This is a genomic window from Amycolatopsis jiangsuensis, from assembly GCF_014204865.1.
GTDB classification, from domain to species: Bacteria; Actinomycetota; Actinomycetes; order Mycobacteriales; family Pseudonocardiaceae; genus Amycolatopsis; species Amycolatopsis jiangsuensis.
The window spans coordinates 5,715,439-5,740,209 of sequence record NZ_JACHMG010000001.1 but is presented as its reverse complement, the minus strand read 5'-3'; the positions used below and the strand labels follow the sequence as shown (position 1 = coordinate 5,740,209).

Sequence of the window (24,771 nt, the reverse complement as noted above, 5' to 3'; positions counted from 1 at the left end):
CACTAGTGACGTCAACGAGGTGATTGCGGTTGCCGCCCACGACGCGTGGCACACCCAGATTCGAGAAGCAGCGAGGACGGCCGTGGAATTCGACGTCACGATCGAAATCCCCAAGGGGGAGCGCAACAAGTACGAGGTCGACCACAAGACCGGTCGGATCAAGCTCGACCGGACCCTGTTCACGGCAACGCAGTACCCGGCCGACTACGGCTTCATCGACGACACCCTGGGCCAGGACGGCGATCCGCTGGACGTGCTCGTGCTGGTGCAGGAGCCGACGTTCCCCGGCTGCCTGATCCGCTGCCGGGCGATCGGCATGTTCCGGATGACCGACGAGAAGGGTCCGGACGACAAGGTGCTCGCCATCCCGACGAACGACCCGCGGCTGGAGCACCTGCGCGACATCCACCACCTCAACGAGTTCCACCGGCTCGAGATCCAGCACTTCTTCGAGGTCTACAAGGACCTGGAGCCGGGCAAGAGCGTCGAGGGCTCAAGCTGGGTGGGACGCACCGAGGCGGAAGCGGAGATCTCCCGTTCGCTGGAACGGGAGACCGACCGGCTCGCCAAGGTCGCGCTCGAAGGCGAAGCCGAGCACTGAGCCGTACGCGAAAAAGCGCCGTTCACCCGAGGTGAACGGCGCTTTTTCGGTTCCGCGGTCAGCCGGCGAGGGCGAGTTCCGCGGCCTGCTCCTCGGAGCGAGCCTCCATCGCCGACTTGTCCGACAGCGGCTTCTCCCGCAGGAACCACACCAGCGCGAAGCCTGCGCTCAGCACGATCCCGCCGATCAGGAACACCGTGCTCATCGAGCCGGCGAAGCCGTCGAGGATCGGCCGGGCGAGCACCGGGTCGAGCGAGGAGAGGAACGACGTGTCGTTCACGTCGACCCCGCCCGAGGCCATCCGCTGCGCGAACTCCGGGTGCTGGGCCAGCGCGGCGACGTAGGCGGGCGAGCCCATCGCCGAGCGGACCGCCGCGGCGATCCGGTCACCGACCGTGCTGAACAGGATCGACAGGAACACCGCGGTACCCGCCGTGCCGCCGATCTGCCGGAAGAACGTGGCCGTGGAGGTCGCGACGCCGATGTCCTTGGGCGACACGTCGTTGGTGGCGGCCAGCGTCAGCGTCTGCATCGACGAACCGAGGCCGAGCCCGATCACGAACGCGATCACCATCACCACGCCCAGCGGGGTGTCCACGCCGATCGTCGACAGCGCGAACAGGGACGCGGCCATCAGGCCCAGACCGGCCACCGCGAACGGCTTGTACCGGCCCGTCCGGGTGATCACGCGACCGCTGGTCAGGCTCGCCACCATGATCCCGAGGGTGAGCGGCAGCATTTGCAACCCGGCCTGCGTCGGCGTCGCACCCTTCACGATCTGCAGGTACAGCGGAAGCGACATCATCGCGCCGAACATCCCGATGCCCTGGATCACGGTGACCAGCGTGGCCACCCGGAACACCGGGCGGCGGAACAGCCGCAGCGGCAACAGCGCGGCGTCACCCATCCGGCGTTCCTGCAGGATGAACAGGGTCACGCCCAGTCCGCCGATCAGGTACATCGCCAGCGACGCGGGCGAGCCCCAGCCCCATTCCCGGCCCTGCTCGGCCACCAGCAGCAGCGGCACCAGGCCCATGGTCAGCGCACCGGCGCCGAGGAAGTCGATCCGCTGCTGCACCCGGGTGTGCGGCAGGTTCAGCACCTTGCTCACCACGACCAGCGCGGCGAGCGCGACCGGCACGTTCACCAGGAACACCCAGCGCCAGCCGGTGATGCCGGCGAACGAGTCGATCCCGGCGAAGAAACCGCCGACGACCGGTCCGGCCACGCTCGAGACACCGAACACGGCCATGAAGTAGCCCTGGTAGCGGCTGCGCTCACGGGGCGAGGTGATGTCGCTGATGATCGCCAGCGCGAGCGACATCAGGCCACCGGCGCCGAGACCCTGGAACGCGCGGAATGCGGCCAGTTCGTACATCGAACTCGCCATCCCGCTGGCCAGTGAACCGGCGAGGAACAGCGAGATCGCGGTCAGGTACATCGGCTTGCGGCCGAAGAGGTCGGACAGCTTGCCGTACAGCGGCGTGGAAAGCGTCGCGGTGATCAGGTAGGCCGTGGTGGCCCACGCCTGGAGGCTCTGGCCGTGCAGTTCGTCGGCGATCGTCTTCATCGCCGACGACACGATGGTCTGGTCGAGGGCCGCCAGGAACATGCCGAGCATCAGTCCGGACAGAACAGTGAGGATCTGCCGGTGCGATAGCCGTCCGTTCGTGGTGGTGCCCCCTTCCGTGCCGGTGTCGCTCATCGGGTCTCCCTTGCTGGTGGTCTGAGTGGCCGGGTAGTTGCTTGTACCTGTCAACTACTTGCCTTGCACAAGTATTCCCGAAAAGCTTGCATCGCACAACCAACTTCTTTGTGACCCTCGTCGCAGGCCCCTGAACAGCACAAAGGGCCGCCCGCGTCAGCAGACGGCCCTTCGTCAGAGCAGGGTCAGGCGGTGTAGCCCGGGACGGGGAACGGCGCGAGGAACTCGCGGATCTCGGCGGCGATGGCGTCCAGCGCCGGTTCCTCCTGTGCGGCCGCGGCGGTCACCGTGCGGTCGATCCACTCCGCGACCTGCGTCTGGTGCTCCGGCCGGAGACCGCGCGTGGTGATCGCCGACGTGCCCAGCCGGATGCCCGAGGGGTCGAACGGCTTGCGCGGGTCGAACGGGACGGTGTTGTAGTTCAGCTCGATCCCGGCGCGGTCCAGCGCCTGTGCGGCCGGCTTGCCGGGCACCGCCTTGCCGGTCAGGTCGATCAGCAGCAGGTGGTTGTCCGTCCCGCCGGAGACGAGGTCGTAACCCCGGTCCACGAGGGCCTCGGCAAGCGCCTTGGCGTTCGCGACGACCGTGTGCGCGTACTCGGAGAACGACGGCTGCCGCGCCTCCCCGAGCGCGACCGCGATGGCGGCCGTCGTGTGATTGTGCGGACCGCCCTGCAGCCCAGGGAAGACGGCCTTGTCCACAGCCTTCGCGTGTTCGGCGTCGGACAGGATCATCGCACCGCGCGGACCACGCAGCGTCTTGTGCGTGGTCGTGGTGATCACTTGCGCGTGGCCGACCGGCGACGGATGCGCGCCGCCGGCGACGAGACCGGCGATGTGCGCGATGTCGGCGACCAGCACGGCGTCGACTTCACGGGCGATCTCGGCGAACGCCGGGAAGTCGATGGTGCGCGGGATCGCCGTGCCACCCGCGAAGATCAGCTTCGGCCGGTGCTGCCGGGCGAGGTCGCGGACCTGGTCGAGGTCGACCCGGCCGGTCTCCTTGCGCACGCCGTAGCGGACCGGCGTGAACCACTTCCCGGTGGCGGACACGCTCCAGCCGTGCGTGAGGTGGCCGCCGTCCGGCAGCGCCATGCCGAGCACCGTGTCACCGGGCTTGGCGAAGGCCAGGTACACCGCGAGGTTCGCGGGTGAGCCGGAGTACGGCTGCACGTTGGCGTGGTCCACGCCGAACACGGCCTTGGCGCGCTCGATGGCCAGCGTCTCGATCTGGTCGACGAGCTGCTGACCCTCGTAGTAACGCTTGCCGGCGTACCCCTCGGAGTACTTGTTCGTGAGCACGGTGCCGGTCGCTTCCAGCACCGCCTGCGAAACGTAGTTCTCCGAAGCGATCAGGCGGATCTTGTCGTGCTGGCGCTTCGCCTCGTCCTCGACGAGGCCGGCGAGCTGCGGGTCGGCCGCGGCGAGAGCGGACAGGGCGGGCTGGTGTGTCATCGCGTACTCCGGTTGTGCAGTGGCCATCACCCAGGCGCGCGGTGCCGGCCTCGTCGTCGCTCCCCGGTGGTGCTCCACCTCTTGAATGGCGCCAGTCGCGGCTGCGGGAGGAAGTTTAGTGCACCGCCCGCGCCGCGCCCGGCCCGTGGGAACGGCGGTTACGCCGGCTGCGCGCCGTCGCGGTGCCGGCGCGCGAGCTCCTGGTAGACGGCCGCGTTGTGCTCCACCCACATGCGCGCGGAATCGGTGAGCGGCACGAACTTCTTCGCCGGGCTGCCCATCGCGATCACCTCGCCGGGCACCTCGGTGCCGGGTGTCACCGTGGCACCGGCGGCCACCAGCGCCCGCGGGCCGATCACCGCGCGATCGAGCACCGTGGAGCCGTTCCCGATCAACGCCTGTTCCCCGACCGTGCAGTCGTGCACGAGGCACTGGTGCCCCACGGTGACGTTGCGGCCGATCTCACACAGCTCGGTGTTCGTGTGCACCACCGAGTTGTCCTGGATGTTGGCGCCCTCGCGGATCACGATCGGACCGAAGTCGGCCCGGATCACCGCGCCGTACCAGACGGAGGCGCCCTTCTCGACGGTCACATCGCCGATCAGGGTGGCAGTGGGGGCGATCCAGGCGTCCGGGTGGACGTTCGGGCTGGCGCCCTCGAAGGAGAACAGAGGCATGTGCGCACCCTAAGCGGCGTCAGCGATATCCGGCGAAGCAGAGCGCTTCGATGTCCCCGCGCAGGCCGCGGAACGGACGCGGCCGGACCCGCTGCTGCACCACGGCACCGAGCAGGTAGCTGAGCAGGGCACGGGCACGGGCGCGGGGATCGTCCACGTCGAGCGGGGAGAGCAGTTCCACGAGCAGTTCGGTGATGGACGTGAGCATCGCCTCGATCGCCTGCGGATGCTGCGCGCGGCCCGCCGCGATCCAGTACTCGAACCAGAGGAACGCACCGGCCGGCCGTTCGGCGAATTCCGCGAGGTAGGCCTCGGTGACCGCGAACAGCCGCTCGCGCGGGTCTTCGTGCTCCTGCCCGACGGCACGCAGCCCGGCCGCGAAAGTGTTGATGTGCGCGGCCATCGCCCGGTCGATCAGGACGTCGGTGTCGGCGAAGTAGTAGTGGATCGCGCTTTTGGTCAGTGGCCCGGCATCCGCGATCGCGCGTACCGTGCACCCGGCGAGCCCGTCCCTGGCCAGCACCACCCTGGCGGCCTCCACGATCTGTTCCTGCTTCTGCAGCTGGTTGGGCGACAGCTGGGCACTGCGGCCGGGGACGGCAGTCACGGTGATCCTCGTTACGGTTTCCAGGACGGTGGGCCCGAAGTCTAGGGCAGATGTCCTGCCCGCCCCCGTAGGGTGAAAAACCGGATTGGCCACCCCGCTCCACGCAGCGGACAATGCCCGGCATGGTGATCTCAGGGGACAAGGGGCTCAGCGAGGCGGCGCGCCGTCAGCTGGAGAAGGAAATAGCCGATCTGCGCGCGCAACGGGCGGCGCTCGCGCCGCAGCCGGGCGAGCAGGAACGCACCGGGGACGCGGCGGACCAGGCGGACGTGATCGACCGCGCGGAGGCCGCCGCCCGGCTGGAACGGCAGATCGCCGACGTGTCCGCAAAGCTCGAGCACGGTGCGTACGACAGCTCGCTGCTTCCCGACGGCACGCGCGTTTCCCTGCGTTTCGCCGACGGCGACGAGGAAGCGTTCACTGTGGTCACCCTGCCGGGGGAAGATGCCGATTCGGTGACCTCGGACAGCCCGCTGGGTCTGGCCTTGGCCGGCGCCAAGGCAGGCGACGAGGTCACCTACCGCACGCCGCGCGGGGAAGCGACCGTGACCGTCCTGGAGCTGACCCCGCCGAAGGACTGACCACAAAGGACTGACCGAAGGCCGCCCCGTTCTCCCGGGGCGGCCTTCGGTCAGTTCGCGCCGGTGCCGGAGACGGTCTCGACCCGGTAGGCGTAGACGGCGTCGCGCTCGACCGCCACGTGCCAGCCGTCGCAGAGCTGGTCGGTGCGCAGGTGCTCGCCGGCCGGCCACCAGTCCGCGGTGAGCGTCGGCGGTTTCGGCTCAGCGGTCCCGGGCTTGCAGACGGCAGGCAACGTGGTGCCGGCGGGCGAGTACTTCAGCAACCGTTCCGCCCCCGTGGTGCGAATGAGCTCCTCGACCTGCTGTGCGCCGTCGGGTACCCAGTCCGGCAGCTTCGCTTCCGCGTCGTTCTTGCCGTCGATCCCGCTCTGGTGGGACACCGCCTTCACGTGCCCGTTCCCGTGCTCGACGACGGCATCCTCGACCCCACACGCGGACACCGCGGCCACCGCCGCCATCGTCAGCACCCCGGCAGCCACCCTGCTCATCTTCATGACCTCCAGCAAAGCCGGGCGCGGCCACGACGCCATCAGCCTTACGGCCCGGCCACCTGGCCGTTCGGCCGAAATCCGTGAGGTGTCCGAATCGCCTGCGACAGATCGGACCGTTGTGTAACATCCAGCGTGTCCAGCTCGGCTGCCGAGCGTCCGGACACACCGGTGAGCAGGGGGAACGACGTGGGATCAGCAGCGACACCCGATCCGCACGACCTCAAGCGGCGGCTCGCGGAGTCGATCGAACGGGCCGGGCAGCGCGTCCGCGTTCTGGCGGAGGACGAGCACACCACCTCGGTGATCACCGCCGAAGCGGAGACGGCCGACGGCGCCGTGCACGCGACCGTGACCGGCAGCGGCCGGCTGCACGAACTGACGCTCGACGAGCGGGTCCGGCATTGGGCACCCGAGGAAATCGCGCACCAGGTCGTCCGCTGTGTTCAGCACGCCCAGTCCCGGTTGGCCCAGGCCGCCGTGGACGCGGTGGCCCCGGATCTGCCGTTCGCCGCGCTGGCCGCCGACCGTCTGCGCGCCGGGTTCCCGCCGCCGGAGGGCGAAACCGTAAGCACCACTGGAGATCGGACCGGCAACGACGTCGTCGTCAAGCTGACCGCCTGGGACCAGGACGACTGACGGCGGCACAGAAAGGAACCCGGACATGGGGGGATTCCATTGGGACCCGCGGGCTTTCACGCTCGCCCAGGCCCGGTACGGCGAACTCGCCGACCAGGGCGAGGGCTACCTGTACCCGATGGTGGCCGAGCACGTGGTCGGCTGGCGGGCAGGCGGCCTGCTGGACCTGCTGGTCATCCACCACAAGTCGTTGGCGAAGGAGGTCGCGGTTTCGGCCGGTTGCACGCCGGCGATGCTGCGCAAGATCAACGACAACCTGTCTGCCGCAGGAAGGCAGTACACCGGATCGGACAACGCGGCGGCCGAGGACATCAGCGCCACGTGGGACCGGATGGGCTACGACCTGCCCTCGACCGGCGATCCCGATCTCGAGCGATTCGGCGGCGTCGCCTACGACTTCGGCTCCGGTTTTCCCCCGAGCGAGTACCCGGGTTCGGGCGACTTCGGCATCCAGGATCTGGTGAACACCATCCTGGGCTTCCCGAAATCGGTCGTCATGCCGGAACTTTCGCTGAAGAATCCCACACTGCAGAGCATCTGGGACGTGGTGTTCGGCACCTGGCTCGAATTATGTGGACACGTGACCGAAGCGCTGACCGGCGATTGGGAAGGCGTCTACCGGGCAGGCGACGCGATGAGCAACGCGGGTGCCTACTGGCAAAGCCTCAGCACGCTTTCCCGCCGCGCCGCCGGAACGCTCTTCCGGCACTGGGACGGCGAAGGATCCGAATTCGCCGAACGATTCGTGGCGAAGATCTGCGCCGTGTACGAGGACGCCGGCGAAGCCGTCGCCCAGTGCGGAGTGGACTACAAGATGCACGCCCACGGCTGCTACCTGCTGTTCAGCGAGATCAACGGCATGCTCACCGGAATACCGAACGACATGATCGCCCTGTTCGATCTGCTGGACCGCGCGGACGCCGATTCGGTGCCGACTCCGTCCCCCGAGCTACTCGCCGCACTGGCCGGCATACAACGGCTGGCCACATTGCTACTCGAGCGCATCAAGGAGGTCATGGAAAAGCTGCTCGAAGTGGCACAAGCAATCGAAGCAATCGTCGGAGTCGTACTCGCGGCGTGCACCCTGTTCACGAACTACAGCAACGAGATGCGCGGCGCGCTGACCTGACGCGGGCGCCGGCCGCTTCTCACGCTGAACGGTCAGTCAACGCTCGGTAGACGGTCTCGACGGTCGGCCGCTGCGGACCGTCCGGACGGGCAAGGACGAGCACCCGGGAGAGTGCCGGGTGCTCGATCGGCACGATCCGCACGTCGGTGCGGCCCTCGACGAGCCGCCGGGGCAGGAACGCGAGACCGAGACCTCCGCGGACGAGTTCCAGTCCGGTCGCGACGTCCGCGACCTCGATGGCGACGTCGCGTTCGAGCCCCGCCGCCGCGAACAGCCGGTCGGTGCGTATCCGGTTCGCCCAACCCACGGGGAAATCGATGAACGGCATCGCCGCCGCCGCACGCAGCGACGGCGCCGGCAGTTCCGCGGACAGCGCCGCAGTGAGGACCAGATCGAGCCGGCCGACGGGGTGGAGGCGAATCCCCGGCGGCGGCAGGTCGGGTTCGTGGATCAACGCCAGGTCGTAGGTGCCGTCCGCGACCCGCTCGAGGTGACGATCGTGGTCCAACGCCGAGAACCACACACGCACCTGGAGAGCAGGGTGCTCCCGGCGCAACGCGACGAGGGCGGAGGCCAGGTCGAAGGTTCCCGTGGACAGGACGGTGCCCAGGGTCACGGTGCCCTGCACGACGCCGTCGAGCGCACCGAGTTCTTCACGGATTTCCCGAGCCGACGCCAGCAAAGTGCGCGCGCGGTCGAGCAGCAGATCACCAGCCGCGGTCAACAAGATGCGGTGACCGGCACGGCGGAACAGAGGTTGGGCGAGCTCGTGCTCGAGCCGCCCGACGGCCGCCGACATCGTCGATTGCACGACGTGCTCGCGCTGCGCCCCACGAGTGAAGCTGCCCTCCTCGGCGACCGCGACGAAGTAGGACAGCTGCTGCAGATCCACTCGTGGAGTATCGCCCCATCGGCGGATCGATGCCGTCGATGGCGGCATCGGAATCGTTCGTTGGACGTGGGTCGGTGCCCGGGAGGAGCGTCGGTCGTGGAACCGCGGGACCTCGCGGGACCGGACCAAAGAGGACAGGATCATGCGACTGATCGCGGTGGAAGAGGCATTCTCGATTCCGGAACTCGACCGGCGCCATCCCGCGGCCGGCGACCTCGGGGCGGTCCCGATCGGCCGTGGGATCGCCCGGCACGTGGCCGAGCGGCTGCCCGACCTCACCGAACTGCGTCTGGAAGACATGGACCGGAACGGGGTCGACGTGCAGGTCCTGTCACTGGGCGCACCCGGGCTGCAGATCGCCGGCCTGTCCTCCGCCGAAGCCGTCGCGGACGCGCGGTTCGCCAACGACTACCTGGCCAAGGCCGTCGCCGCGCGGCCCGACCGGTTCGCCGGGTTCGCCGCGGTGCCGCTGCAGGACCCGGAAGCTGCGGCGGTCGAGCTGCGGCGGGCAGTGACCGAGCTCGGCCTGCGGGGCGCGCTGGTCAACGACCACACCGACGGCCACTACCTCGACGAGCCCCGCTTCGACGTGTTCTGGAGCGCTCTCGAGGAGCTGGATGTGCCGCTGTACCTGCATCCCGGTGCGCCCCCGCTGGACCACTGGGACGTTCTCGAAGGCTCCCCCGAGCTGGTCGGTCCGACCTGGACCTGGGGTGTCCAGACCGGCGGTCACGCCCTGCGGATGCTTTACGGAGGGGTCTTCGACCGTCATCCGGGCGCCCGGTTGATCCTCGGGCACATGGGCGAGTACCTGCCGTTCATGATCTCCCGCCTCGACTCCCGCTACCGGACCATGGACCCGGTCCGCCCCCTCGCGCAGCTGCCCAGCCACTACATCGGAACGAACATCCTGATCACGGTGAGCGGCGTGCCGTCTCCCGCCGCACTGGCCGGCGCCGTCCTGTCAATCGGCGCCGACGCAATCCTGTTCGCGATCGACTACCCCTGGGAGGAAACCGCATCCGCAACCACAGCCTTCGCCGGCGCCGCCCTCTCGGAACCCGACCGCCACAAAATCGCGCACAGCAACGCCGAACGACTCCTCCGCCTCTGACCGGCAGATCTGGTCGGGAACACGCCTGTCGCGTTCGCGCCCAATCTTCGGCGCGGTGACGGTCCACAATAGTCATTGTGCGACCGGTACTTCTCGCCCATCCGGGCTACATTCCGCACCATGCGGAAGCTCCGAAAAGCGCCGGAGCTTCCGCTGACCTGGGGAGCCGCCTGGGGGAATCGAACCCCCGACCTATTCATTACGAGTGAATCGCTCTGGCCGACTGAGCTAAGGCGGCGTGTCGTGGTGGCGGTGCCTCACGACGGGGACCAGTGTAGCGGAGGCCGGCGCGTCACCTTCCGGGGGCCGCGTCGTTGGACACCTATGACTTCGGTCTCACCTCCCACCCCGATCACCTGGAGGACTGGGCACATGCGGCGAAGACTGCCTCGCGCGGTGGCCGTACCCGCCACCGCGGCCCTGCTGCTGCTCAGTGCGGGTCCGGCGAGCGCGCAGGACATCCCGACCACGCCGATCCCGCAGCCCGGGAACCCGACGCAGCCACCGGCGTCGGCGCCGACCGGGCCGCAGCCGCTCGGGCACGCGGTCGGCGACGCGGGTACCGCGCTCGGCGTGCTGCGACTGCTGCCGAACTCGGTCACCACCGAAACGATCCTCCCCGGTTTCGGGGAGAAACTGCCGAAGCAGTCCGCGCTGGAGGCCGGGATGGGCCTGTCGAGCGCGTCGGCGAACTCGGAGGCCTACCTCAGCTACGAGAAGTCGGTCGCGCAGGCCTCGCCGTTCGGGCTGGCCGTGGGCGGGCAGGCGCCGCAGGTGCCGGGCAGCCTGGCGCAGACCGCGCTGCCGGACAACCCCAAGGAGATCACCGGCGGTCTCAACGCGCCGTCGAATCCGCTGCTGAACGTCGGGCTGCTCAACGGCAGCGCGCACGCCCGCTGGAGCGACACGCTCGGCCCGTGCGTGGACACGATCTCCGACGCCAGCACGTCGGTGGCGAGCCTTTCACTGCTCAACGTGATCCCGACGCTGCCGCAGGTCCCGTTGCTCGGCGGGGGCGGGCTGAACCTTCCGGACAGCACCAAGCTGGCCAGCGGCTTCGACCCGGCGAGCGGGCTGCAGAGCCTCGGCGGCCTGCTGACCGGCGGCGGCCAGGCCCAGGCCGGCGGCGCCGGGTCGCTGCTCAGCCTGCCGAACACGCTTTCGTCGCGGTCGCAGGTGAAGCTCGTCGACATCCCGGGCTCGAAGAACAAGGCCGTGCAGTCCACCTCGACGCTGCAAGCCGCGGACATCGCGATCCTCAAGGGCACCCCGCTCGAGCTGAACCTCAAGGTGGCCAGCCAGCCGACGCTCACGGTCACCTCGACCGGCGACGCGAAGACGTCGAAGGTCGACTACCAGGCACCCGTGCTGACCATCTCGGCCGGCGGCAAGACGCTGTACACGCTGGACGCGGCGCATCCGACCAAGGACATCCCGATCGGCCTGCCGCTCTCCCCGTTGAGCGACCAGTTCGGCGCGCTGGACAACGTGCCGGTCGTCGGCGGCCTGGTCGCCACCGCGAAGCAGGGCCTCAAGCAGCTGAGCAGCACCACCGGCAAGGTGCTCGACCTCGGCGTGCTGCGGCTGAGCATCGCGAACCTTGACCAGAAGCAGTCCGAGGCGACCACGCCGTTCAAGGGCTACCAGATGGGCGCCTCCGCGCGGCTGTTCGACCTCCAGGTGCTGCCGACGGAGCGGCTGAAGAGCCTGCTGCCGAAGGACGCCGGCGACAAGCTGCCGTCGTCGCTCGCGCAGCTGTCGCTCGGTGAGCAGGTAGCGCGCGCGTACGCCCCGACCGGCGGCGTGGTGTGCGGCAGCACGGCCGCGACCCCGCCGAAGGGCGGCGGTCAGGCGCCGAAGGGCCCGGCGGAGAACCTCGCGTACACGGGTACCGCGTACGACGCCGTACCCCTGTTCTGGACCGGCACGGCGATGCTCCTGCTCGGCGTGGTGATGGTGGCCGCGTTCCCGAGCCGTCGCAGGCCCGCGCTGGCGCTGAACCGGCCGGTGAACCCGGATCCGGGCGAACCGGAGCCGTTCAAGCCGTCACCGCATCCGCGCGACTGACCGACCACCGTGGCCCCCTCTCGCAGGGGGCCACGGTGCGTTCGGGGGTCAGCCCTGGCGCAGCGTGGTGACCATGGCCTCCACCGCGATCCGCGGCTTCACGTTCAGCCCGATTGCCTCGCGGCACTCCAGCACGGCTTCGAGCCGGCGCAGGGTCGACTCCGCGGTCCACGCCGTGGCAGCGGACGCAATGGCGTCCGAGTGGTCGGGGTGGGTGAGTGTGGCGCCGGAGCGGGACCTCGTGACGAGGACGTCGCGGTAGAAGCCGGCCAGGTCCACCAGCGCCAGGTCGAGGGTGTCGCGCTGGGTGCGCGTGGCGCGGGACTTCTGGCGCTTCTCCAGCTGCTTCACCGCGGCGTCGGCGGCCCGCTTGGCGCCGGCGACGCCCTTGCCCGTGCCGTCGCCGCCCATCGCGGTGCGCAGCTCGGTGCGTTCGGACTCGTCGCGGCTCTTGCTCTCCTCGCCCGCGTCCGCCTCGGCAGCGCTGATCAGCTGGTCGGCGCTGGTGAACACGTCCCCGGGACGACGCAGGCCGAGCGGGATCCGCAGCACGGTGTCCCGGCGCTGCCGCGCGGCCGCGTCCGTCGCGAGCCGGCGAGCGCGGCCGACATGGCCGTTGCACACCGCCGCGGCCCACTGCGCCCGCTCCGGATCGACGCCGTCCCGCGAAACGAGGATGCGCGCGATCGCCTCCGCAGGCGGCGTCCGAAGCGGCACCAGCCGGCACCGCGAACGGATCGTGACCGACACGTCCTCGGGATGGTCCGACGGTGCGCAGAGCAGGAAGACGGTACGTTCCGGCGGCTCTTCGACGGCCTTCAGCAACGCGTTCGACGCACCTTCGGTGAGTCGGTCGGCGTCCTCGATGATCACCACCTGCCATTCGCCGGTGGTCGGCCGTCGCGCCGCCGCCTGGACCAGCGCACGCATTTCGGCGACGGAGATCGACAGCCCTTCGGGCACGACGAGCCGTACGTCGGCGTGGGTGCCGGCCATGGTGGTGCGGCACCCCGGGCACGCGCCGCAGCCAGTGCCGGTGCTGCACTGCAGCGCCGCCGCGAAGGTGCGCGCGGCGACCGAACGCCCGGACCCGGGCGGTCCTGTGAGCAGCCACGCGTGCGTCATCGCGGCCGGAGCCACGGCCTCACCCGCGACGATCTTCGCCGCCGCAGCGGCCGCGGCGGACAGCGTCTCCGCCGCCGGCTCTTGCCCTACGAGCTCCGTCCAGACGCCGATCGGCGCGGTCACTTCGCCTCCGCTTCGGACACTTCACGCCGCTTCTCCGGCGACAGCTCAGCCTCTGCGGCCGTGGCCTCGGCAACGTCGGCCGCGGCGGCTTCCTCAGGAACGGCGGACTGCACTGTTTCCCCGGCCACGGGCTCGGAAGGCGCGAAGCTGGCGAGTTTGCCCACGAAGACCGCGCGGACGGCGGTACGGACCCGCGCGGCAATTTCGTCGTCGGTACCGTCGGCATCGATCACGACGTAGCGGTCCGGGTCCGCGGCGGCCATCTCGGCCAGCAGCTTCTGCACCCGCCACTGTTCGTTGAGCGACAGCTTCGACTGGTCGGGGTCGGGATTGCGGGGAGCCGTGTCGAGCAGCACGGTCAGATCCGGGCGCAACCGTCCGGTGGCCCAGTCGGTGATCCCTTCGAGCTCACCGCTGTCGAGACCGGCGACTGCGGACAGGGTGGCCAGTGGCGAGTCGACGAAGCGTTCCATCACCACCACGGAACCGGCGTCGAGCGCCGGCTGGATTTCCCGCTCCACCAGGTCGGCACGCACCGCGGCGGCGACCAGTGCCTGTGCGCGCGCACCGGAGAGCGAAGCCTCCGAGACCAGCGTGGTGAACCGTCGTTCGGCCAGCGCCGGGTCGGCGGCCCGGACGACCGGGCGGGTGCTGGTGCCCAGCCAGCGGGCCAGGCGGGTGGCCTGCTCGGCGGTGTTGATCGCGGTGGTGCCTTCGAGTGCGATCAGGTATCCGTTCACGCGACGCGGTGTGCGGCGCAGCGCGTTACGCAGGTCGGTGAGGATCTTTTCGGTGCGCCGGTCGTCCATCTGCCGGTACGCGACCACGCCGAGCAGCGCGGCCAGCGCGGCGCCGCCGAGCATCACCGGACGGGTGCCGTCGATCGTGATCTGGTTGCCCCACACGGTGACCTGCCGCGGACGCACCAGGCCGACCAGCAGCGGGGTGACCACGGTGGAGCCGAACAGCACCACTTTCAGCATCGACTGGTAGATCGCGTTGATCCGGCCGCGGATCGCGTCCTCGACCCGTGAGCCGATGATCGTGACGCCGGTCAGGAAGGCGGTGCCCGCGCAGACGCCGACGAGCGCGACCGCGATCAGCGAAATCGCCAGATGCGGCGACAACGCCACCACCAGCAGGGAAAGCCCGGCCACGATGATCGAAATGCCGAAAAGGCGGTCGTGCGGAAGCCGGTGCGCGAGCTTCGGCGACACCGCCATCCCGGTGGCGAGGCCGAGGAACACCGCGAGCACGAGCAGGTTGAACGCGGCGTCGCCGGCCAGCAGCGACGACGAGTACGGCTTGGCCGAAGCCACCACCGCACCACCCGCGGCGAAGGCACCGAACGCACCGATCAGCAGCCCGCGCACGAGCGGCGTGCTCCGCACGAACCGGAAACCGTCACGCACCATTTCGCCGAGGCCGAACTTCTCCTCGTCGGCCTTCGTGGCCTTCTGCTCCTGCTCCTGCTTCTGCTCCGGCGTCGCGTGCACGTTGCGCAGCGACAGCTCGGGGATCCGGGTGGCGATCAGGATGGCGCTGGTCAGGTACAGCAGACCGGTGATGACCACGACGAGCTTGGCGATGTACAGGTCCGCGGTCGCGCCCTGGAACAGGTGGAAGGTGGAGTTGACCCCGAGAATCAGCGCGTTGGCCCCGGCGGCGGTGATCACCGCGAGGCCGTAGGTCATCACGAGGCCGAGCTGGTTGGCGGTCTCGACCTGGTCCGGGCGGCGCAGCAGGTTCGGCACCGCGGCGTCCTTGGACGGGATCCACATGATCGAGCTGCAGCCGACCAGGAAGTTCGCCACGAACAGCCACCACGGCGCGCCCACGATGGCAATCGACAGCAGGAAGCCGCACCGCAGCAGGTCGCAGACGACCATGACCTTGCGCCGGTCGAAGCGGTCGGCGAGCAGGCCTCCGATCGGCGCGAACAACAGACCCGGCAGCAGGCTCGTGAGCACGACCCCGACGAACGCGAAGTTCTGCGCGGTGTAGTTGTCGAGCAGCTTGGTGCTCAGGCTGGTCAGCGCCAGCAGGTTCAGCCAGTCGGCGGCGCTGCACAGGTAGGTGACGCCCCACAGCCGGCGGAATGGTTTGATCGCCAGCACCCTGCGGACCCGGTGGATCGTGGACGCCTCGGCCCCGCTCGACCCACCCGGACCGGATCCGGGCACCGACCGTACGCCCTCGCTGATATGCCCACCCCACTCGTCACGGCGGCGCCGGGCGACCCCTGCGGATCCCCCGACCGTGTCGCCAGGGTAGCGCCGGAGCGCGGATGGGCACGGAACCGGCCCGGGTGTCGCGGTGGGTGGGCGGTCTCAGCCGAACAGTCCGCTCAGGCTGCTGACCAGGCTCGAGATCATCTCGATCGCGACAACCGCGAACACGATCAGCAGGACGACGGCGAGCAGCACGCCCGCCGCGCTGCTCGAGGGCCGGCCCAGGTTCGGCATGCTCATGGCCGGCAGCCCACGCCGCCGGACCTGCCGTTCGGCCAGCTCTTCCTCGATGTCGTCGTCCGCGACCTCGGCGACCTGCCGGGGCTTGGGCCGCGGAACCTTCTTCAGCAGCGACGGCGCGCGAGTGGGCCAGGTCCGCTGCCGCGGCAGCAACCCGAGCGGCACCAGATCGGGCCGCTCCACGTCAGGCATACCCGAATTGGCCGCCTTGGCCTTCTCGGCGGCTTCTTCTTCCAGCGCGGCGTCCACCATGCGCTTCACGGCGTCGGGGTCGTGCTCCACCGGCCGCGCGGTGGGCAGCGGCCCGAACTCCCCGGCTCGCGCGGTACCGGCCGTGCCCCCGGTGACCAGCCCGGACAGCGGATCGGAAAACCGCTCTCCCCCGACGTCCCCGCCGAGCGTGCCGTCCCGCTCGGTCTCAGGGGCGGGGGCCGGGAAGAAGGGCGCCCCATCGCTCGTGCTCATGGTGACCACCTCACTACGGAATGCCGTCCACGTCCAGTGTCGGCGAGACTGGCCACACTCGCATCCACCCAATGGCCGCAGAGCGTCTCCTGCAGTAGCACCCGCCGACACCCTCCGTACCCGGCTGAACACGCCTCACCACGGAGAGGTGACCTCATCAGCGGTTACGGGCCGGGCGGCAGTGGGTGACTTGACCGCGGCCGACCCGGCCAGGTGCAGGCCTCGGCCGGCCGGGGCACTCGATGGTCCCGGCAGGCCGGATGCCCGTTGCCGGGGGCCTCGACGGTCCCGGCAGGCCGGACGCCGGTTGCCTGACCGCGTGCCAGCCCCGGCAGGGCGGGTCCGTCGACGGTCCCGGCAGGCCGGACGGCCGTTGCCTGGCCCGCGCACCAGGCCCGGCAGGCCGGACGCCGGTTGGTTGGCCCGAGGCGTCAGCCCCAGCAGGCCAGACACCCACTGCCGAACCCAAGCACCAGCCCCAGCAGGGCGGACACCCATTACCGAGCCCAAGCACCAGCCAGACAGGGCCAGACACCCATGCGGGTCGAGTGCCGGCCCTGGCACGCCAGACATCCTTCACCGAACCCGAGCGCCGACCCCAGCACGCCGGACACCCGTTGGTCGGCCCGAGGCGTCAGCCCCGGCAGGCCAGACATCCGTTGGTTGGCTGAGCACTGGTTGGGGCCGACCCGGTTGTGCACCGCTGCGAAGAAATTCCGCTCATCTCCTCACTACGTTTGCCTCACCGCCCCAGGTCCGTGTGCCTGCGCCCGGCTGGCCGCGCCGGACAGGCGCCACCCCCACAACCCGACCGCACCCAACCGAGGACGGCCAGACCCGACGGCGCTCCATCCGACCACGTCCCATCCGACGCGCACCCGACCGACCGCGGCCCCACCGACGACAGCCCGCCCAGGCCACGCCTCCAACGGACCCCGCGCCCAACGGACCCCGCGCCCAACCGACCGCGCCCACCGCCGACAGCCCGACCGCGCCTCCAACCGGCCGCGCTCACCCGACGGGTCGGGGCCCGGAGACCTCTCCTGGTCACGCATGGCTGCGGACCGCCTCGACGATCCAGGCTTCGGCGGTGCTGCGGGTCGCCGGGGTCCAGGTGATCGTCCAGCCGCCTGCCGGGCGTGGGGCGGCTCGGAACTGGTAGCGGCCCTGATCATTGTCGATCAGGCCGAAAGCGCCGTGCGGGTATTCGGCCAGTACGGCGTCGCGGACGGTCAGGTCGACCAGGACGGTGCCGTGGCGGGGGCGGGCGGCGGCGGAGCGGATCACGTCCAGCTCTCCCCAGGCCGCGGACGGGACCAGGCCGCTGCGATCGGTTTCGATGCGCACTGCCGGGCCGGGGCCCGGCGGGCGCTCCGGCAGGCCGTCGAACACCCAGCCGGGCAGCGCGCTCAGCAAGCCGGACCGCAGCCGCGCGCGGCGGCCCGACTTGGTCATCACCGTGGTGTAGTCGGCGTCGCCGAAGAAGCGCACCTCCCACGGGTCCGGGCGCGCCGGGAACACCCCGGTGACCAGTCCCCGGATGAATCCGCCGCGCAGCACGCGGTACAGGCCGACCGCCTCGGACGTGACCTCCCCGTCGGTGGTCAGGCCGAGCGCGGCCATCCCGGCGACGAACCGGGTGTACTGCTCCACCTCCTCGGACAGGGTCGTGCCGAGAGTCGGCCCGAACATCTGCCGCACCTCGTCGGCGAGGCTCGGCTCGATCGGCTCCTCCTGCTCCGACAGGACCGGCGGCACCTCGAAGTGCGGGTCGTAGAACTCCATCACCGAAGGCCGCTGCGGCACCTCGGCGCGCAGCGGTCCGATGACCTGGTCGATGACGTCGAAGACGACAGGTGCTGAACTGCTCACCCCTGCATTGAACACCCTGGTACCGACAATTTCTCGAACTTTTGTTCGAATCCACTCGTCGGTGCGCCGAACGGTCGTCTCAAGACCGGGCCGCCGGCTCCTCGACCCGCATCGACGGCGCCAGGAAGTGCACGGTCACCAGCAGTCCGCCGATCACCGCGAACGTCCAGTGCAGTCCGATTCCGCTGGTCAGCGGCCCGATCAGCACCGGCCCGGCCAGGAAGCCGAAGTATCCGCAGGCCGCCACGGCCGCGATCGCCCGGGCCGGCGCGTCCGCCTGCTTGCGCCCGGCGGCGCTCCACGCGAGCGGAACCATCCCGGACACCCCGAGCCCGGTCACCGCGAAACCCGCGACCGCCACCGCGGGTACCGGAATCGCCACCACCAGCAGGAATCCGAGCACCGTCAGCGCGGTCGCGGTCCGCATGAACGGGACGACGCCGATCCGTTCCACGAGCCGGTCGGCCACCGTTCGCACCACGATCATCGTGATCGAGAAGAAGAAGTAGCCCAGCGACGCGACGGCCGCCGTCGCGGAAGTGACCTCGCGCAGGTAGACCGCGCTCCAGTCGTTGATCGTGCCCTCCGCGATAAAACCGCAGAACGCGATCACCCCGAGTGGAATCAAAGCCTTGCCGGGCAAGGCGAACGCCGGCCCGTCCTGCCCCCGGTCCGCCCCCGGCAGGAACCGGGAACCCGCACCGGCGGCGAGGCACAGCAGCACCGCGCCGGCCACCGTGAAGTGCGTTTCGAGGGCCACATGCCAGCTCTCCAGCAAGGCCGCCGCCCCGGAGCCGACAAGCCCGCCGACGTTCCAGAACGCGTGGAATCCGGCGAAGATCGGCCGTCCGTACGCCTCTTCGACACGCGCTGCGTGCGCATTCATCGACACGTCGAGCAAGCTGTTGCCGATGCCGAGCACTGCGAGCGCGGCCACGAACAACGGCAGATCCGGAGCGAACGCAGCGAGCGGCAGTCCCGCGCACAGCACCGTGGCACCGCAGAACACCCCACGCCTGCTGCCGATCTTGGTCAGCAGGGGTCCCGCGGCCAGTAGCGCCACCACGGAACCGGCAGCGAGCCCGAAGAGGCCGACCGCCAGCTGTCCCGCACTGAGACCGAGCTTCGCCTGTGCTGCGGGCACGCGCGCGGCCCACGAGGCGAAGGCGGCCCCGCACACCGCGAAGACCACCGAAACAGCCACTCGAGCGCGTCGCGCCTCTTCCATCGGTCCCCAGACGTGCGAAGGGGCCACCTGGACGGATCCAGGTGGCCCCGAACCGAAACGGGCCTACTTGGCTTTTGCCGTGCTGCTCGTCTTCTTCGCAGGCGCCTTCTTGGCAGCCGTCGACTTCGTGGTCGACTTGGTGGTCGACTTCGCCGCCGTCTTGCGCGCGGGGGCCTTACGCTTCGGCGCCGGGCCCTTCGCCCGCTTCTCCGCGAGCAGCTCGGCCGCACGGTCGGCCGTCAGCTCCTCGACGTTGTCGGACTTGCGCAACGTCGCGTTGTACTCGCCGTCGGTCACGTACGGGCCGAATCGGCCGTCCTTGACCACCATCGGCTTGCCGGACGCCGGGTCCTCACCCAGCTCCTTGAGCGGCGGACGCGCGGTGGCGGCCCGGCCCCGCTGCTTCGGCTCCGAGTAGATCTTCAGCGCTTCTTCCACCGTGATCGAGAACAGCTGGTCCTCGGTCTGCAACGACCGCGAGTCCGTGCCCTTCTTCAGGTACGGCCCGTACCGCCCGTTCTGCGCGGTGATCTCGTCGCCCGACTCCGGGTCCTTGCCCACCACGCGCGGCAGCGACAGCAGCTTGAGCGCTTCGTCCAGGGTGATCGTCTCGACCGACATGGACTTGAACAGCGAACCGGTACGCGGCTTCGGCAGCTTCGCCTTGGCAGCCTTCTTCTGCGCGGCGGTGGCGTCTTCGGGTAGCTCCGGCTCCGGCAGCAGCTCGGTGACGTACGGGCCGAACCGGCCTTCCTTGGCCACGACCTCGTGCCCGCTGACCGGGTCGGTGCCCAGCACGCGACCTTCCTGCGGCGTCGCGAACAGCTTCTCCGCGATCTCCGGCGACAGCTCGTCCGGCGGCAGATCCTCGGGCAGGTTCGCCCGCCGCGACTCACCGTCGACCTCGCGCTCGAGGTACGGGCCGTAACGACCGACGCGCACCACGACCTGGTGACCTTCGGCATCGCTGAACATCGGGATCGAGTTGATCTCGCGCGCGTCGATGCCCTCGACGCTCCCGTCGACCAGCGCCTTCAGCCCGCCCAGCCGGCCGACCGAGCCCTCCACGCCGAAGTCGCCGCCGAAGTAGAACTTCGACAGCCACTCGACGCGCTGCTCGTCACCGTTGGCGATGCGGTCCAGCTCGTCCTCGAGGCCTGCGGTGAAGTTGTAGTCCACCAGCCGTTCGAAATGCCGCTCCATCAACGCGATCACGGCGAACGCGACCCAGGAGGGCACCAGCGCGGAACCCTTCTTCCACACGTAGCCGCGATCCTGGATGGTCTTGATGATCGAGGCGTAGGTGGACGGCCGCCCGATGCCCAGCTCCTCGAGCTTGCTCACCAGGCTCGGCTCGGAGTACCGCGCGGGCGGCGACGTGCTGTGCCCGTCGGCGGCCAGCTCGTCGGCGGTCAGGCCCTGGTCCTTGGCCAGCACCGGCAGTCGGCTCTGCTTGTCGTCCGCCTCACCGCCTGCCTCGGTGTCGACCGCCTCCACGTAGGCCTTCAGGAAGCCGGCGAAGGTGATGGTGCGACCGGACGCCGCGAAGGTGCACTCCTCACCGGACGCCGCGGTTCCGACGATGCGCACCGACATCGTGGTGCCCTTCGCGTCCGCCATCTGCGAGGCGATGGTGCGCTGCCAGATCAGCTCGTACAGCCGGAACTCGTCGGTGTCCAGCTCGCTCGCGACCTGGCCCGGGGTGCGGAAGACCTCGCCGGAGGGACGGATCGCCTCGTGCGCCTCCTGCGCGTTCTTCACCTTGCGCGTGTACTGGCGCGGCGACGGCGACACGTACTCCTTGCCGTACAGCTGCGTCGCCTGGCTCCGCGCGGCGGAGATGGCCGACTCCGACAGCGTGGTCGAGTCGGTACGCATATAGGTGATGTAGCCGTTCTCGTACAGCTTCTGCGCGATGCGCATGGTGCGCTCGGAGGTGAAGCGCAGCTTGCGCCCGGCCTCCTGCTGCAGCGTCGAGGTCATGAACGGCGGGTACGGCTTGCGCGAGTACGGCTTCTCCTCGACGCTCGCGACCTTGAAGTCCCGCTCACGCAGGCCTTGCGCCAGCGCCTGCGCGTCGGCCTCGCCGAGCACGCGGATGTCCTTGTCCGTGCCCTTGAGCTGCCCGTTCGAGTCGAAGTCCCGGCCGGTGGCCAGCCGGGAGCCGTCGACCGAGATCAGCCGCGCCGGGAACGTCTGCGGCGAGGCGTCCTCACCGGCGTTCATGGTTGCCGAAATGTCCCAGTAGGAGGCCGAGGTGAAACGCATCCGCTCGCGCTCCCGCTCGACCACGATCCGCGTCGCCACGGACTGCACGCGGCCCGCCGAGAGCTTCGGCATGACCTTCTTCCACAGCACCGGCGAGACCTCGTAGCCGTACAGCCGGTCGAGGATGCGGCGGGTCTCCTGCGCGTCGACGAGGTCGGCGTCGAGTTCCCGGGTGGCGTCCGCGGCCGCCCGGATGGCCTGCTCGGTGACCTCGTGGAAAACCATCCGGCGCACCGGGACCTTGGGCTTCAGCGTCTCCAGCAGGTGCCAGGCGATCGCCTCGCCCTCGCGGTCGGGGTCCGTGGCGAGGTAGAGCTCGTCGACGTCCTTGAGCAGGCCCTTGAGCTCGGTGACCTTGGACTTCTTGTCCGGCGTGACGATGTACAGGGGTTTGAAGTCGTTGTCGATGTCCACACCGAGCCGGGCCCAGGATTCGCCCTTGTACTGCGCGGGCACGTCGGCGGCACCGCGGGGCAGGTCGCGGATGTGCCCGACGGAGGATTCGACGACGTAGTTGCCGCCGAGATAGGGGGCGATCTTGCGGGCCTTGGTCGGCGATTCGACGATTACCAGCCGACGGCGGCCCGCGCCGTTGCCCCCGGCACCGCTCTTCTTGGTCCGTGCTCCTGCCACGCTGCCCTGCTCTCCACTCATCTCCGCGCCGTCGCCTCTGCGCCGGCGGCGGCACTGTCTCCCCGCTCCGGGGGTCCTGCGCCCGCGTCTCGACCTGCCAGTGTGCACGTCCCCGGCGCCTGCGCGGCGCCGAGGTGCCCTGATCCACCGGCGGGCTCCTGCCCGTCGGATCGCCACCGACCTGGACGATGTTTCCTTTCCACACCTAGCACGTGATGTCCGACACGTGCCGTGCAGGGTAACCGGTCATCCGGGGCGATACCCTCCGTTCGATGGTGGTGAGCCCGGCGTCGGCAACGCTTCACTTACCAGCTCCACCTGCGGAAAGGAAATCTCATGACCCGACGCCTGCTCGGCGGCGCAGTGGCCGCCGCAGCCGTGTTCGCCCTGGTCACCGCACCCGCGGCGAATGCGGCGACGACGTCGTTCTCCGGCGCCGTGGCCCTGTCCAACTGCTCCGGTTCGGTGGTCAAACCGGCCGACACGCCGCTCGACGCGCCCGCGCTCGTGCTGTCCAACGGGCACTGCCTGGAATCGGGCTTCCCCGAACCGGGCCAGGTGATCACCGACCAGAGTTCCGACCGCACGTTCGACCTGCTCTCGGAGGACGGGCAGAGCTCCGCCGGCACGGTGCAGGCGAAGAAGGTCGTCTACGCCACGATGACCGATACGGACGTGTCGCTCTACCAGCTCACCGACACTTACGCGGGCATCAAGGACAAGTACGGCGTCGCCCCGCTCGAGCTGGTCGGCAGCCACCCGGAGGCGGGCACGGCCATCGACGTCGTCTCCGGCTACTGGAAGAAGATCTACTCCTGCGGCATCGACGGCTTCGTGCACGAGCTGCACGAGGGTGACTGGGTGTGGAAGGACTCCATCCGCTACACCCCCGGCTGCGACACGATCGGCGGAACGTCGGGCTCGCCCATCGTCGACCACGAGACCGGCAAGGTCATCGGCGTGAACAACACCGCCAACGAGGACGGCCAGCGCTGCACGGAGAACAACCCGTGCGAGGTCGACGAGTCCGGCAACGTCGAGGTCAAGCCCGGTACCAAGTACGGCGAGGAGACCTACGGTATTCCCGCCTGCCTCACCCCGGCCAGCGAAGTGGACCTCGACCAGCAGGGCTGCGCGCTACCGAAACCGTAACGAGGACTCACTGAGGAGCCATCACGGATCCATCGAGGACTCACCGAGGGAAGGGCCCTTTCCGGCGCGCTCCGGGGAGGGCCTTTTCTCTGGCTGGGCGACCGGAGGCTTCTTCGATTCGGCGACCCGCTGCTTCTTGACTCGGCAACCTGCTGCCGCTCCGTCTCGACGACCCGCTGCTGCTCTGCCTCGGCAACCAGCCACTTCCCCGACTCCGCGACCCGCAACCTCTCCGACTCGACGACCCGCCGCTGCTCTGCCTCGGCAACCGGCTACTTTCCTGGCTCGGCGACCAGCTGCCGCTCCGACTCCACGACCTGCCGCCTTTCCGACTCCACGACCCGCCGCTTCTCCGACTCGACGACCCGCCGCTGCCCTGCCTCGGCAACCAGCCACTTCCCTGGCTCGGCAACCAGCCACTTCCCTGGCTCGGCGACCAGCTGCCGCTCCGACTACGCAACCAGTTGCGCCCTCGGTGAATCCAGCTACCCGCCGACTCGACGGCATCCGGCCCGCCCGTCACTTCACGGGAACCGCGCCACTTGGCACTTCCGTCAAGCGCAGCCGCCACCCACCCCGGACCTCATCGCCCTCCACATCCACCGAGCCGAGCCGAGCCGAGCCGACCGTCCCACTACGGGCAAGTTCAGCCGTCCGCCACTTCCGCCGGAGCCGGCTGTCCACCGCCCCCGGCGTTCTACGCTCCGGCTACCCCACAGCTTCCAGTAGATACTGAAGAGGACTCTCCTCCCTCCCGCCGCGTCGGGGCTCGGCTTCGGTCCGCGCGGGGCGCCGTTCCCCGGCGGGCGGCACTTCCGGCCACACGTCTTCCGCTCCGGCCGGCGCGTCTCCGATCAGCTCCAGCAGCCCGTCGAGCCGGCGACGCCCGCTGATCCGCACCGCCGGCGTCTCCGCCCTCGGCCCCAGCAAGCGCGCCTGCACGCCGAGTGGAACCAGCGCGGCCACCAGCTCCTCGTGCATCAGCGGCGCCAGCGGATCGACACCGAGCAGGTACCCGCCGGCTTCCGGACGCCCTGCGGCGAGTGCCCACATCCGCAGCATCGCGCCGCTCAGCCGGAACCCGCCGGGTACGGCCTTACCGGAGTCGTGCTCCTCTGGCCCGGTGTGCCCCGGCCGCAGCCACCGGTCGGCGAACTCCAGCAAATCGACCCGGAACGACGTGCGCACCTGCGGACGGCCACATTCGGCCACCGTGACCTGCGCGTCGGCGCCCCGGCTGCGACACTCGCGCGCCAGCACACCGGCCCGCCACGGCTCTTCGACCACCACGGCCAGCCGCGCGGCCGTGCGACCGAACTCGGTGACCTGCCCCTGGCAGCACAGCAACCCGGCCAGGTCCGCGAGCCCTGGTCCGGTCGCCTCCGCCGAGAACAGCGAGATCGTCCGCTCCACACCGATTATGATAGAACACAAGTTCGATTGGAGGCGAGCGTCACACGGGTGTTTTTCGCCGAAAACC

Annotated in this window: 20 protein-coding genes, 1 tRNA gene and 1 riboswitch; of the genes, 7 read left to right on the top strand and 14 right to left on the bottom strand. The window is 69.8% G+C overall.

All coding sequences use genetic code 11. The features are described 5' to 3' along the window. Positions 1-82: 82 nt before the first annotated feature. A complete protein-coding gene (locus BJY18_RS25990) occupies positions 83-601 on the top strand; it encodes an inorganic diphosphatase (protein ID WP_184782568.1) in 519 nt (172 codons plus the stop codon). A 58-nt stretch (positions 602-659) separates the two neighbouring features. Here BJY18_RS25990 and BJY18_RS25985 read toward each other — a convergent pair whose 3' ends face one another. The 4 genes from BJY18_RS25985 to BJY18_RS25970 all read right to left on the bottom strand — a co-directional run bounded on the left by BJY18_RS25985 (position 660) and on the right by BJY18_RS25970 (position 5,044). After that, positions 660-2,306, bottom strand: coding sequence for an MDR family MFS transporter (locus BJY18_RS25985; RefSeq protein ID WP_184782567.1), 1,647 nt, complete (start codon positions 2,304-2,306; stop codon positions 660-662). Positions 2,307-2,491: 185 nt separating this feature from the next. Further along, positions 2,492-3,760 carry a serine hydroxymethyltransferase gene (gene glyA / locus BJY18_RS25980; protein ID WP_184782566.1) on the bottom strand — a complete coding sequence of 423 codons (1,269 nt, stop codon included), beginning with the start codon at positions 3,758-3,760 and terminating at the stop codon, positions 2,492-2,494. A gap of 21 nt (positions 3,761-3,781) precedes the next feature. Further along, positions 3,782-3,869, bottom strand: a riboswitch (ZMP/ZTP riboswitch). A gap of 49 nt (positions 3,870-3,918) precedes the next feature. Further along, positions 3,919-4,437 carry a gamma carbonic anhydrase family protein gene (locus tag BJY18_RS25975; protein ID WP_184782565.1) on the bottom strand — a complete coding sequence of 173 codons (519 nt, stop codon included), beginning with the start codon at positions 4,435-4,437 and terminating at the stop codon, positions 3,919-3,921. 19 nt (positions 4,438-4,456) lie between these two features. Beyond that, positions 4,457-5,044 carry a TetR/AcrR family transcriptional regulator gene (locus BJY18_RS25970; protein WP_184782564.1) on the bottom strand — a complete coding sequence of 196 codons (588 nt, stop codon included), beginning with the start codon at positions 5,042-5,044 and terminating at the stop codon, positions 4,457-4,459. Positions 5,045-5,166: 122 nt separating this feature from the next. Here BJY18_RS25970 and BJY18_RS25965 point away from each other — a divergent pair, with 122 nt between their 5' ends. Continuing rightward, positions 5,167-5,625 (top strand): GreA/GreB family elongation factor, encoded by a 459-nt coding sequence (locus tag BJY18_RS25965; RefSeq protein WP_184782563.1) that lies wholly within the window; start codon positions 5,167-5,169, stop codon positions 5,623-5,625. Positions 5,626-5,675: 50 nt separating this feature from the next. Here the strand turns inward: BJY18_RS25965 and BJY18_RS25960 are convergent, their stop codons facing one another. Continuing rightward, positions 5,676-6,113, bottom strand: coding sequence for a hypothetical protein (locus BJY18_RS25960; RefSeq protein ID WP_246458975.1), 438 nt, complete (start codon positions 6,111-6,113; stop codon positions 5,676-5,678). Between the two features lie 189 nt (positions 6,114-6,302). Here BJY18_RS25960 and BJY18_RS25955 point away from each other — a divergent pair, with 189 nt between their 5' ends. Beyond that, positions 6,303-6,752 (top strand): YbaB/EbfC family nucleoid-associated protein, encoded by a 450-nt coding sequence (locus BJY18_RS25955; protein ID WP_184782561.1) that lies wholly within the window; start codon positions 6,303-6,305, stop codon positions 6,750-6,752. A gap of 25 nt (positions 6,753-6,777) precedes the next feature. Then, a complete protein-coding gene (locus BJY18_RS25950) occupies positions 6,778-7,881 on the top strand; it encodes a hypothetical protein (RefSeq protein WP_184782560.1) in 1,104 nt (367 codons plus the stop codon). Between the two features lie 19 nt (positions 7,882-7,900). Here the strand turns inward: BJY18_RS25950 and BJY18_RS25945 are convergent, their stop codons facing one another. Beyond that, on the bottom strand, positions 7,901-8,773 hold the full coding sequence (locus BJY18_RS25945; RefSeq protein WP_184782559.1) for a LysR family transcriptional regulator: 873 nt from the start codon (positions 8,771-8,773) through the stop codon (positions 7,901-7,903). 142 nt (positions 8,774-8,915) lie between these two features. Between BJY18_RS25945 and BJY18_RS25940 the strand changes: the two genes are divergently transcribed. Further along, the gene (locus BJY18_RS25940; protein WP_184782558.1) at positions 8,916-9,887 is read left to right on the top strand and encodes an amidohydrolase family protein; all 972 of its coding nucleotides are present in this window, start codon (positions 8,916-8,918) and stop codon (positions 9,885-9,887) included. A 164-nt stretch (positions 9,888-10,051) separates the two neighbouring features. Here BJY18_RS25940 and BJY18_RS25935 read toward each other — a convergent pair. Continuing rightward, a tRNA-Thr gene (locus tag BJY18_RS25935) sits at positions 10,052-10,125 on the bottom strand. 134 nt (positions 10,126-10,259) lie between these two features. On the opposite strand from BJY18_RS25935, the gene BJY18_RS25930 reads away from it, so the two are divergent. Further along, entirely contained in the window at positions 10,260-11,954 is a 1,695-nt protein-coding gene (locus BJY18_RS25930; RefSeq protein ID WP_184782557.1) for a hypothetical protein, read from the top strand. A gap of 48 nt (positions 11,955-12,002) precedes the next feature. Here BJY18_RS25930 and BJY18_RS25925 read toward each other — a convergent pair whose 3' ends face one another. The 6 genes from BJY18_RS25925 to topA form a co-directional block, all read right to left on the bottom strand. Then, positions 12,003-13,202 carry a DNA polymerase III subunit delta' gene (locus BJY18_RS25925; protein ID WP_184782556.1) on the bottom strand — a complete coding sequence of 400 codons (1,200 nt, stop codon included), beginning with the start codon at positions 13,200-13,202 and terminating at the stop codon, positions 12,003-12,005. Next, positions 13,199-15,385 carry a bifunctional MFS transporter/dTMP kinase gene (locus BJY18_RS25920; protein WP_184782555.1) on the bottom strand — a complete coding sequence of 729 codons (2,187 nt, stop codon included), beginning with the start codon at positions 15,383-15,385 and terminating at the stop codon, positions 13,199-13,201. The genes BJY18_RS25925 and BJY18_RS25920 overlap by 4 nt, the downstream gene beginning before the upstream one ends. 147 nt (positions 15,386-15,532) lie before the next feature. Continuing rightward, positions 15,533-16,138: a hypothetical protein gene (locus BJY18_RS25915; RefSeq protein WP_221457954.1), complete on the bottom strand. Its 606-nt coding sequence runs from the start codon at positions 16,136-16,138 to the stop codon at positions 15,533-15,535. 1,047 nt (positions 16,139-17,185) lie between these two features. After that, positions 17,186-18,025, bottom strand: coding sequence for an ESX secretion-associated protein EspG (locus BJY18_RS25905; RefSeq protein ID WP_184782553.1), 840 nt, complete (start codon positions 18,023-18,025; stop codon positions 17,186-17,188). Positions 18,026-18,089: 64 nt separating this feature from the next. Continuing rightward, on the bottom strand, positions 18,090-19,214 hold the full coding sequence (locus BJY18_RS25900) for an MFS transporter (protein WP_312873959.1): 1,125 nt from the start codon (positions 19,212-19,214) through the stop codon (positions 18,090-18,092). Positions 19,215-19,301: 87 nt separating this feature from the next. Then, positions 19,302-22,160 (bottom strand): type I DNA topoisomerase, encoded by a 2,859-nt coding sequence (topA, locus tag BJY18_RS25895; RefSeq protein WP_184782551.1) that lies wholly within the window; start codon positions 22,158-22,160, stop codon positions 19,302-19,304. Positions 22,161-22,475: 315 nt separating this feature from the next. Here topA and BJY18_RS25890 point away from each other — a divergent pair, with 315 nt between their 5' ends. After that, positions 22,476-23,291: a S1 family peptidase gene (locus BJY18_RS25890; protein ID WP_184782550.1), complete on the top strand. Its 816-nt coding sequence runs from the start codon at positions 22,476-22,478 to the stop codon at positions 23,289-23,291. Between the two features lie 708 nt (positions 23,292-23,999). Here BJY18_RS25890 and BJY18_RS25885 read toward each other — a convergent pair. Further along, positions 24,000-24,704 carry a hypothetical protein gene (locus BJY18_RS25885; protein WP_184782549.1) on the bottom strand — a complete coding sequence of 235 codons (705 nt, stop codon included), beginning with the start codon at positions 24,702-24,704 and terminating at the stop codon, positions 24,000-24,002. Positions 24,705-24,771 lie beyond the last annotated feature (67 nt).